The sequence below is a fragment of the Roseateles sp. genome (genome assembly GCF_036486225.1).
In the GTDB taxonomy this organism is placed as follows: Bacteria; Pseudomonadota; Gammaproteobacteria; order Burkholderiales; family Burkholderiaceae_C; genus Roseateles.
Genome location: NZ_DASVNZ010000110.1, coordinates 1 through 11,208, shown reverse-complemented (window position 1 = coordinate 11,208; position 11,208 = coordinate 1). Strand labels below are relative to the sequence as shown.

Here is an 11,208-nt window from a genome sequence, read left to right as displayed (position 1 = left end):
CCTGGAGCGTTCGGGCGCCGGCTCGCTGGTGGACTACGTCGGCAACCTGCCCGGCGTGGACGTCAGCAGCGACGGCGGCCCGGGCCGCGGCCAGGTCAGCATCCGCGGCATCAACGTGGGCAGCGCGGGCACGGCGACGGTCGGCACCTATGTCGACGAGGTGGCCTACGGCTCCAGCACCGCCTTCGGCGGCGCGGCGGTGGCCGCACTCGACATGTCGCTGCTGGACCTGCATCACATCGAGCTGCTGCGCGGCCCGCAGGGCACGCTCTACGGCGCGGGCGCGATGGGCGGCCTGCTCAAGTACGTCACCAACGAACCCGACACCTTGGAGTTCTCCGGCAAGGTCGGCCTGGGCGTGCGCGGCATCAAGGGCGGCGCGCTCGGCCACACGGAGAACGCGGTGGTGAACGTGCCGCTGAGCGCCGGCGTCGCCGCCCTGCGCGTGGCCGCCTTCAACGACCATGACGGCGGTTACATCAAGGCCTCCGGCCTGGCGCCGGGCAAGCATGTCAACGACGGCGACACGCGCGGCGGACGGATCTCGCTGCTGCTGGAGCCGATGTCGAAGATGAAGGTCCGCCTCTCCGCGGTCGACCAGAAGATCGAGCGCGACGGCACCGGCGTGGTCCAGTACGACGTCGCGACGGGCAAGCCTATCCACGGCGACCTGACGCACGACCTGTCGATCGCCGAGCCCTACAGCATCCGCACGCGACTGCTCTCGGCGGACGTCGACTACGACTTCGGCTGGGCGCGCCTGAACGCCATCGTGTCGAGCCAGCGCTTCAACGGCGACACGCTGCTGGACGCCACCGAGATCCTGGGCGGCGGCGCCTTCGACTTCGTGCAGCTGGACAACCGCACCAAGCTGCGCAAGGAGACGCAGGAGCTGCGTCTGACCTCGGCGCGCGGCACCGTCGAATGGCTGATCGGCCTGTATCACAACAAGGAACGCAACAACTACAACCAGCGCCTGTGGGGCCGCCCCACCGGCGCCGACGCGGACATGGAGCTCGTGCGCGTGGGCCAGCCCGCGAGCTACGAGGAGAACGCCGTCTACGGCGACGTGACCTGGAATCCGACTTCGGCGCTGTCTTTCACGCTGGGCGCCCGCGTGGCGCGCAACAAGCAGGCGTACGAGACCTTCACCAACGAGGTCCCGGACTTCCCGGAGCCGGCCACGTCCAAGGACCGGTCGAACACCTACCTGCTGACGGGTCGTTATTCGCTCGACAAGCAGAGCAGCGTGTACGTCCGCGCCGCCAGCGGCTACCGTCCCGGCGGTCCCAACCCGCAGGCCATCGACGAGAACGGCCAGGTCATCCCCGGCGCGCCGACCTCCTTCGAGGCCGACACGCTCTGGAGCTACGAGGCCGGCTACAAGGCCGACCTGCTGGACCGACGCCTGTCGCTGGAAGTCGCGCTCTTCGACATCCGCTGGAGCAAGCTGCAGCAGCCGCTCGCCTTCGGTGCGACGACGGTGATGGGCAATGCCGGCAAGGCCGAGGTCAAGGGCCTGGAACTGGCGTCGCGTTATGCGATCAACGACGACTGGCGCCTGGAGGGCAGCCTGGCCTGGACCGACGGCAAGCTGAAGGAAGACGCGCCGGCCCTCGGCCCCTCCGGCGCGAAGCTGCCGAACTCGGCGAAGCTGTCCGTGTCCCTGGGCGCGCGCTACAACTTCGCGCTGGCCGGCAAGCCGTCCTACGCCAGCCTGCAGGTACGTCGCGTCGGCAAACGCAACGCGGGCTACGACAGCGACACCACCTCCATCCCCAACTTCGTGATGCCGGCCTACACGCTGGTCGACGCGCAATGGGGCATGGACTTCGGCGCCTGGCAGCTGTCGGCCTTCGTCCGCAACCTGACCGACAAGCGCGCGATCCTCGGCGCCGACACGGCGCTCACCGCCTTCGGCGGCCCGCTGCGCGCGACGCCGGCGCAGCCGCGCACGATCGGCGCCTCGGTCACCTACAACTTCTGAACGTCGATCCATGAAGCCACTGACCCTGCGCCTAGGCGCCCTGATGCTGGCCGCGTTCGGCGCGACGATGCCGATGGCATCGGCCCAGTCGCCGTCGACCAGCCCCCAGTCCCCGCCGATCGCGCCGCTCACCGCGACCGCGCCGGCTTCGGCCGCGTCTGCCGCCACATCGCCCGCCACCGCCACCGCGAAGGAGGTCGCCCGGCCGATGACGCTGGCCGACACGCAAGCCTGGCTCGATGGCCTGATGCCCGCCGCGCTGAAGATGGCGCAGGTGCCGGGCGCCGTCGTCGTCATCGTCAAGGACGGCCAGCCGCTGATCCAGAAGGGCTACGGCTACGCCGACTGGGACCGGCGCGTCCCGGTCGATGCGGAGCGCACGCTGTTCCGCCCCGGCTCCGTGTCCAAGCTGTTCACGTGGACGGCGGTGATGCAGCTGGTCGAGCAGGGCAAGCTCAACCTGGACGCCGACCTCAACCAGTACCTCGACTTCAAGATCCCGCAGTTCAACGGCAAGCCGATGACGTTGCGCCACGTGCTCACGCACACGACCGGGTTCGAGGAGACGGCACGCGACCTGATCACCTACACGGGCAAGTCGCCCGATCTGGCGAAGGTGCTGAAGGACTACATCCCGCCCGCGCTCTACGAGCCGGGCGCGCGGCCGGGGTATTCGAACTACGCCACGGCGCTGGCCGGCTACATCGTGCAGCGCGTCAGCGGCCTGCCCTTCGACGACTACGTCGAGCAGAAGATCTTCACGCCGCTGGGCATGCGGCATGCGACCTTCCGCCAGCCGCTGCCGCCGGCACTGGCGCCGCTGATGTCGCAGGGCTATGAGAAGCAGGGCGACCCCGGCAAGGGCTTCGAGATCGTCAGCCTGGCGCCCGCCGGCAGCCTGTCGGCGACGGGTGCGGACATGGGGCGCTTCATGCAGGCCTTCCTGCAGCAGGGGCAGCTCGGCGAGTCGCGCCTCCTCAAGCCGGAGACCGTGAAGCAGATGCACGGCCAGCTCACGAAGCCGATGCCGGACCTGCTCGGCATCGGACTGGGCTTCTACCAGCACGACATCAACGGCCACCGCGTGGTCGGCCACGGCGGCGACACCATCCTCTTCCACACTGACCTGCTGCTGTTCGTGGACGACGGCATCGGGCTCTACATCTCGGTCAACTCGCCGGGCAAGGACGGCCAGGGCAAGTGGCTGCGGGACACGGTGCTGGAATCCTTCGCCGACCGCTACCTGCCGGACGCCCGCACCGCGACGCCGCGCCAGGTCGACGACGCGACCGCGAAGCAACATGCACAGCAGCTGGCCGGCTCGTACCAGAGCACGCGGCGGGAGGACTCGACCTTCTTCTCGCTGCTGCCGCTGCTCAGCCCGCTGAAGGTGCAGGCGCTGGACGACGGCCGCGTCGCGCTGGAGCTGGCCGGCACGCGCAGCGTGTTCCGCGAAGTGAAGCCGTATCTGTGGGAAGAGGAGCACGGCAAGCGCCGACTGCAGGCCATCGTCGAGAACGGCCGCGTCGTTCGATGGGGCCTGGAGCCCTACGTCTTCGCCTTCGTCTTCGAACCGGTCCCGGCGCTGTCGGGCGGCCTCGCGCTGCTGCTGGCCGGGCTCTCGCTGGTGACGATGCTGCTCACGGCGCTGCTGTGGCCGGTCGCTGCAGTGCTGCGTCGCAAGCACGGTGTCGTGGCGCCAGGCCGGCCGCTGCTGGCGGTGCGTGTCGCCAGCGTGCTGGTGCTGCTCGCGGTGGCGTTGTGGACCCTGGTGTTCACCCGCCTCGAAGGCGACGGCGATCTGAGCGTCGTCCTGCCCCTCGCGCAAGTCCTGACCCTGGTCGCGTTCATCGGCGGACTGCTCGTGTCGCTGTGGCAGGCGCGGCTCGCCTTCAAGGGCGGCGCAGCCGTCGGCAAGGCGGCAAAGGCGCTGGCCGTGATCTGGGTGCTGGCCTTCGCGGTCCTCATCGTGATCGGCGGGGCGCACCACCTGATGAGTTTCAACCAGAACTTCTGAACCCGAGGCTCCCGGGATGGAGTCGAGGCGCGCCCACAAGGCGCGCCTGTTTCGCTTGAAGGATGCTCGATGAACTCGATGAAGAGAGCCGGACTCGCCGGCTTGGTGACCTTGGCGCTGGCAATGTCTGCGGCGTCGCTGTCTCATTCGCAGCCCAGCGGGCAGCCTGCGGCGATCCCGCCCGAAAAGCCGCTCGCGCCCAAGGTCGCTGCCACGCCGGAGCCGCCCGCGCCATCAGCCTCGGCGCCTCGCGCCGCCGTCGCTCTGACCGCCGCCGACCTCGAAGCCTGGCTGGACGGTCGCGTCGCCTACTCGCTGGAGGCGGGCGACATCGCCGGCGCCGTCGTGTCCGTGGTGAAGGACGGCCAGGTCCTGTTCCAGAAGGGCTACGGCTACGCCGACGTGAAGGCCAAGGTGCCGATGAGCGCGGAGACCTCGATGGTCCGACCCGGCTCGACGTCCAAGCTGTTCACCTGGACGGCGGTGATGCAACAGGTCCAGGCAGGCAAGCTGAATCTCGATCGCGACGTCAACGACTACCTCGACTTCAAGATCCCGCAGACCTTCGGCAAGCCGGTCACGCTGCGGCATCTGATGAACCACACCGCAGGTTTCGAGGAAGGCCTGAAGGACCTGCTCGCCTACGACCCGAAGCTCGCGCCGTCCAACGAGGACTACCTCAAGCAGCATCCGCGCCCGATGCTGTTCGCGCCGGGGCAGGCGCCGGGTTACTCCAACTACGGCGTCGCGCTGGCCGGCTACATCGTGCAGCGCGTCTCCGGCGAGCCCTTCGACACCTACGTCGACCGCCACATCTTCCAGCCGCTGGGCATGCAGCATTCGACGACGGCGCAGCCGCTGCCGGCGAAGTTCGCGCCCTTCATCGCCAAGGGCTACCGCCAGGCGAGCGATCCGGCGCCCTCGCCGTTCGAGCTCGTCGTCACCGCGCCCGCGGGCAGCGGCAGCGCGACCGCGGCGGACATGGCGCGCTTCATGCTCGCCCACCTGCAGCAGGGCAAGCTCGACGGCGTGGAGATCCTGAGCCCTGCCACCACCGCGCTGATGCACAGCCCGTCCGCGCAGGCGCGGCCCGGCTTCAACGTGATGGCGCACGGCTTCTTCCGGGAGTTCCGCAACGGCCGCACGCTGCTCGGCCATGGCGGCGACACCATCGTGTTCCATTCCGACCTGAGCCTGCTGCCGGACGAAGGCGTCGGGATCTTCGTGTCCTTCAACAGCCGGGGGAAGGACTCGGCGGTCTACCTTGCGCGCAAGGCGCTCATGGAGGGCTTCCTCGATCGCTACTTCCCCGGCAAGCCCGTCGTCGACGCCCCGGCGCTGGCTTCCGCGCCCAAGGACGCGCAGCTGATCGCGGGGCGTTACCAGACCTCACGGCGCGTCGAGCACGGCTTCCTCAGCGCGCTGTACCTGATGAACCAGACGGTGATCGCCGCCAATCCCGACGGCACCATCCTCGCGCCCTCCGGCCCGACCGGCGAGATGGCCACCTTCCGCGAGGTCGCGCCGCAGCTGTGGCGCAAGCAGGGCGGCCTGCAGGAGCTCGCGCTGGCCGACGTCGACGGCGTGAAGACCGTGATCGACAGCGAGAACCCGGTCTCCGTGCTGCAAGAAGCGCCCTTCCTGCGCTCGGCGCCGTTGACGCTGAGCATCCTGGGGCTGTCGCTGCTCGTGCTGTCGAGCGCGCTGATCGCGTGGCCGCTGGGCGCGCTGTTGCGACGCGCGGACCGCGCCACGAGCGGCGCGTCGCCCGCGCTGCTGAAGTTGCGCCGCTGGCAACGCATCGCCGTTGCCGTGGACCTGGTCTACGTGACGGCCTGGATCGTGCTGATCATGCCGGTGCTCAGCACCGACCTGGCCCTCTACAACGGCGGCAACGACTGGCTCTTCGGCCTGATGCAGCTGAGCGGCGTGTTCGCGCTGGCGGCGGCGATCGTCGGCGTGTGGGTTGCATGGAAGCTGTTCCGCGTCGATGCGACGCGCCTGACGCGCGTCTGGGGCGTGCTGGTGGCGCTCGCGCTGGCGGGCATCGTCTGGATCGGTGTGGTCGGGCAGCTGATGGCCCTCAACCTCAACTACTGAGCCCCTGCGCACGGAACGCCCCATGAAGTTCTTCATCGCCCACCTCGCCACCGAGACCAACACCTTCGCGCCGGCGCCGACGGGGCTCGGCGGTTTCGAGGAATACGGGATCTTCCACGGCGACGCCAGCCGTCGCGATCCCGAAGGCACCGGCGCCTTCATGCGCTTCCTGCGCGAGCTGATCGAGGCCGACGGTCACGAGGTCGCCGAGAGCCTGTGCGCGATCGCGCAGCCGTCGGGCCGCACGGTGCGGCAGGTCTACGAGGCGCTGCGCGACGAGATCCTCGCCGACCTGCGCGCGGCGATGCCGGTGGACGCGGTGCAACTGCTGCTGCACGGCGCGATGGCCGCCGAAGGCTACGACGATTGCGAAGGCGATCTCGCGGCGCACATCCGCGAGGTCGTCGGACCGGACGTCGCGATCGGGCTGGAGCTCGATCTGCATTGCCATCTCACGGCGCTGATGCAGCGCTCGGCGACGGCGATCGTGGCGTTCAAGGAGTACCCGCACATCGACGCGGAGCCCCGCGGGCACGAGCTCTTCCGGATCCTCGTCGACACGGCGGCGGGCCGCGTCCGGCCGGTCACGGCGACCTTCGACTGCCAGATGGTCGGGCTCTGGCACACGACGCGCGAGCCGATGCAGTCCTTCGTCGCGCGCATGCAGACGCTGGAGCACGAGCCCGGCGTGCTGTCGATATCGCTCGGCCACGGCTTCCCCTGGGGCGACGTGCCGGAAGCGGGCGCAAAGCTCTGGGTGGTGACCGACAACGACCCAGCGCTGGCGCACTCACTCGCGGAGCAACTGGGCCGGGAGTTCTGGGCGTTGCGTGAGGCGATCGGACCGGAGCTGGTCGACGTCGACGGCGCGCTCGATCGCGCGCTCGCGCTGGGCGAAGGCCCGGTGGTGCTGGCCGACATCGCCGACAACCCCGGCGGCGGCGCGCCGTGCGACAGCACTTTCCTCCTGCGCCGCATCATCCAGCGCGGCATCGGCAATGTGATCGTCGGCTGCCTGTGGGACCTGGGTGCGGTGCACATCTGCCGCGACGCGGGCGTGGGTGCGGAGCTCGATCTGAGGATCGGCGGCAAGTGCGGACCGGCCTCGGGCGATCCGCTGGACCTGCGGGTGGTGGTACGCGCGGTGGTCGAGGACCACACCCAGTCCGCGCTCGGCACGCGCGAGCGGCTCGGCACCTGCGTGCGCGTGGAGGCGGCGAACGGCGTGCACATCGTGCTCTGCTCGATCCGCACGCAGACCTACGGCACGGACGCGTTCACCGGCCTGGGCCTGACGCTGGAGAACAAGGCGCTGATCGTGGTGAAGTCGACGCAGCACTTCCATGCGGAGTTCGCACCCATCGCCAAGGCGGTGCTCTACGTCACCACGCCCGGCGCGATGAACTGCGACTTCGCGCGCACGCCGTATCGGCTGAGGTCGCTGGACTACTGGCCGAGGGTGGCGGATCCGCACGGGTTCGGTTGACGCATCAGCACGTCTTCGACATCAGCACGTCCTCGAAGAACGCGCCGATCGGACGGACGTGGTCGCGGACCTGGATCTCCAGCACCCAGAGGCCGTCCCCCGGCGCGAAGCCGGCCTGCGCCAGTTTGTGCCGGCCATAGAGCGCGTGCGGGAAGTCGGACACGCGGTGCCCGGCCATCTCGCGGACCAGCGTGCACCCATGCCGCAGGGCCGCCGCCTCGGCCAGCGCATAGAGGTCCACGCCGCTCGCGCCGGCCTCCCACGCCGCGCGGGCCTCGGTGAACACCGCGCGCGCCGCCTCGGCGCAGCGCAGGTGGGCCTCGTCGTCGCCGAAGACGAAGGTGTCGCCGTAGTCGCCCTCGTAGCCGTCCCAGACCGGACCGATGTCGATGAAGACGATGTCGTCCGCGCGCAGGCGTCGCTCGGGATCGCCCGGCTCGCGCGACGTGCAGGTCGTGTCCTCGCCGAAGCGCACGATCGTCGGATGCCAGTTGCGCTGCGAGCCCATCGCGCGCAGCCGCGCGTCGGCCAGCACCTGCGCCTCGGCGCTCGACATGCCGGGGCGCAGCAAGGCAGCAATGTCGGTCACGGCAGCGATCGACTTTTCCCGCGCCGACACGATGCCGGCCAGATCGAAATGCGGCCCGCTGCGTTCCCAGTCATGCGTGGCGGCCTCGCGACCGCTGGCGACGAAGGCATCGGCGAACCAGCGCGCGGCGGGCAGGCCCGCCGCCTGCAGCGCCAGACGCGCGTCGCGCAACATCGCCGGATTGCCGCAGGCGTGCACGCGGACCGACGACCAGTCGTGCCCGTCCCTCAGCGCATGGTCCTGCACATGACGCTGCAGGGCGTCGTCCTGTCCCGCATGTCCCTTGGTCGCCTGCGGTGACACCGCGTGCCATCGCAGACGGGTGTCGGCCGCCGCCCACGCGTCCAGTTCCGCGCGGGCGTAATGGTCGGCTTCATGGCGTCCGCCCCAGTAAAGGGTGACAGCAGGCGTCGCGGGATCGGCCAGCGCCGCTTGCAGCAGCGCTCGCACGCCCGCGTAGCCCGTGCCCGTGGCCAGCAGCACCAACGGCGCATCCGACGCGAGCGTCGCGGGGGCACCGAAGGGCGCTTCGACCTCCAGCGCATCGCCGGGCATCAGCTCACCCAGCAAGCCATCGGAAAAGTGGCCACCCGGCACGCGACGGATCTGCAGCTCGATGGGATCGAGATCGTCCACGCGCCGATTGGCGATGGAGAAGCAGCGGTGGTCGCTTCCCGGCAACTGGATGCGCAGGTGGTGCCCGGACCGCGTTGCGAGGCCGGCACCCGGATCGAGCACAAGCTCGACGACATCGGGGCTCAGCGCGCGGCGCGACAAGACGTGCAGCGTGAGCCGTTTCGGGAGCGATTGGGGCACCCAGTCCGGCACCTGCAGGACGACGTCGCCACGGGCGCGCACCTGACACATCAGCACGCGCCCGGGGTCGGGATCGATCGCGTTCGCCGAAGCCGTCGCGGCACGTTCGACCTCGCCGCTTGCGCATACCGCAGCGCAGGAACTGCACACGCCCCGCTGGCAGGAGAACGGCACCGAGAGGCCAGCGGCCAAAGCGGCATCGAGCACGCTCGCATGATCGGCCATGGGCACGCGCACCCCGTGGGGCATGAGGGTGAACGCGTCGGCGGAGGTGTGGAGGACTTGCATGGACAGCGATCCTGCCTACACTGTGGCCTCCTCGGAACAGCCACTTCCATCCTTTTGAGCAAGCCACTTCTGAGCCGTCGACCCACCGTCGACGCCGGCACCAGGACCGGTACCGGCACTGGCGGAGCGCCATTCGATCTTCCCGCGCTGCCCCTCGTCGATGGCGAGACGCGTCAGGCCTGGGTGTATCGACTGCTGCGCGAGGCCATCCTGCAGGGGACGCTCAAGGCGGGCATGCGCGTGCCGTCATCGCGCGCGCTGGCTCAGCGGCTCTCGGTCGCGCGCTCGACGGTCGAGGTTGCCTTCGACCAGCTGCGCGCGGAAGGCTACGTGGCCGGCGTCGTCGGCTCCGGGACCTACGTGAGCGCCACGCTGCCCGACCAGTTCCTGCGCCCTGAACGGCCGGCGCGAACGGCGAAGGCGGTGGTGATGCAGCCCTCGATGCAAGCGTCGATGTCGATGTCGTTAGAGCCGCCCCGCTCCGCCACCGCGCGCCCTTCCCGCCACGATGCGACCTTCGTCGCGCGGGTGGCCGATGCGGCGTTGTTCCCGCTCGCCGAGTGGCGAAGCCATCTTCAGGCTGCGGCTCGCGGCACGCGGCTGCGGGCGACGGCCGAGGACGATGCCTTCGGCGCGTGGGAGCTGCGGACGGAGGTGGCGCGGTACCTCGGCGCCGCGCGGGGAATGTCCTGCGATCCGGCGCAGGTCATCGTCGTCGCGGGCATCCGCCAAGGCCTGAACCTCGCGGCGCGCGTGCTGCTGCGCGCGACGGACAAGGTGCTGATCGAAGACCCGGGATACGCGCTCGCCGCGGACATCTTTGCGCCCTTCGCGCGGCGCCTGGCTCCTGTGGCGATCGACGAGGCGGGCTTCTCGGTCGCGCGGGCGCGCCGGCACGCCGGTGTGCGGCTGGTCCACGTGACGCCGGCGCACCAGTCGCCGACCGGCGTGACGATGCCGGTCTCGCGCCGCCTCGAGCTGCTGAGCTGGGCGCAGGAGCGTTCGGTGTGGGTGCTGGAGGACGACTACGACAGCGAGTTCAACTACCGCAGCGCGCCGCTGCCCGCGCTCAAGAGTCTCGACAAGGACGACCGCGTCATCCATTGCGGCAGCTTCAACAAGACCATGTTCGCCGACCTGCGCATCGGCTACGCCGTGGTGCCGCGGGCGCTGGTGCCCGACTTCGCCGCGGCGTGCCGCGCGATGGGGCCGTCGGTCGGCCTGATCGAGCAGCGCGCGCTCGCCGCCTTCATGGCCGACGGCGGACTGGCGCGGCACATCCGCCGCACGCGGGCCGTCTATGCGCGGCGGCGGGAGCGCGTGCTCGATGCCTTGCGCCAGGCAGTCGCACCGGCGCCGCTGCGGACCAGCGGTGAACACGGCGGTTTCCACTTCACCTGGTGGCTGCCGGACGACGTGCCCGCCGACGCCCTGGCGAATGAGGTGGCTCAGCGCGGGTTGCGGCTTGAGTTCGTGGCCGATTGCTGCCAGCGCGTGCAGGTTGCGCCCGGCGTGCTGCTGGGCGACAGCGCGCTCGGTGAGCAGTCCCTCGACGAAGCATTGCCACGGCTCGAGGCCGCCATCGCGGCGGCGCGGCAGTCCGGTCGCCGGACAGGGCCGAAGCGGCCTTGAAGCAGCCGCCGTCCCGCGTCAGGGCCGGTCGAACGTGAAGGTCACCTCCAGCGACCGCAGTTCCTTGGCGCATCGCCAGTCGGACATGGCGGCCATGACGTTGTTCTTCACTGGACGGCGAGCAGCGTCACCGCGGCGGCTGAAAGAAGACGGAAGTTCATGGGCGCCACTCTACAAGCTCCTCGCTGGCCGCCGCCGCGCCGGCATGCCGCGCAACGAGCGGCGAGAATGCCGTCCCATGGCACAAGGCAAACGCATCTCGGTGGACATCGACGACGGCGCCCTCGAGGCGA

7 protein-coding genes are annotated in these 11,208 nt (G+C 70.0%); 6 read left to right on the top strand and 1 reads right to left on the bottom strand.

Annotation, left to right across the window (positions count from 1 at the left end):
* From VF536_RS07840 to VF536_RS07825, 4 genes are all read left to right on the top strand, one after another.
* The coding region (locus tag VF536_RS07840) for a TonB-dependent receptor (protein WP_331614261.1) at window positions 1-1,987 on the top strand (1,987 nt) is incomplete at its 5' end.
* A 10-nt stretch (window positions 1,988-1,997) separates the two neighbouring features.
* The gene (locus tag VF536_RS07835) at window positions 1,998-4,004 is read left to right on the top strand and encodes a serine hydrolase domain-containing protein (protein ID WP_331614260.1); all 2,007 of its coding nucleotides are present in this window, start codon (window positions 1,998-2,000) and stop codon (window positions 4,002-4,004) included.
* Window positions 4,005-4,073: 69 nt separating this feature from the next.
* Entirely contained in the window at window positions 4,074-6,104 is a 2,031-nt protein-coding gene (locus tag VF536_RS07830) for a serine hydrolase domain-containing protein (protein WP_331614259.1), read from the top strand.
* A gap of 22 nt (window positions 6,105-6,126) precedes the next feature.
* On the top strand, window positions 6,127-7,590 hold the full coding sequence (locus VF536_RS07825) for a M81 family metallopeptidase (RefSeq protein ID WP_331614258.1): 1,464 nt from the start codon (window positions 6,127-6,129) through the stop codon (window positions 7,588-7,590).
* Window positions 7,591-7,594: 4 nt separating this feature from the next.
* Here the strand turns inward: VF536_RS07825 and VF536_RS07820 are convergent, their stop codons facing one another.
* Window positions 7,595-9,283, bottom strand: a complete 1,689-nt coding sequence (locus VF536_RS07820) for an NAD(P)H dependent flavin oxidoreductase family protein (protein WP_331614257.1) — start codon at window positions 9,281-9,283, stop codon at window positions 7,595-7,597.
* Between the two features lie 54 nt (window positions 9,284-9,337).
* On the opposite strand from VF536_RS07820, the gene VF536_RS07815 reads away from it, so the two are divergent.
* Together VF536_RS07815 and VF536_RS07810 are read left to right on the top strand one after the other, a co-directional pair.
* Window positions 9,338-10,915, top strand: coding sequence for a PLP-dependent aminotransferase family protein (locus VF536_RS07815; RefSeq protein ID WP_331614256.1), 1,578 nt, complete (start codon window positions 9,338-9,340; stop codon window positions 10,913-10,915).
* 34 nt (window positions 10,916-10,949) lie between these two features.
* A partial coding sequence (locus tag VF536_RS07810) for a hypothetical protein (RefSeq protein WP_331614255.1) occupies window positions 10,950-11,208 on the top strand: 259 nt, incomplete at its 3' end.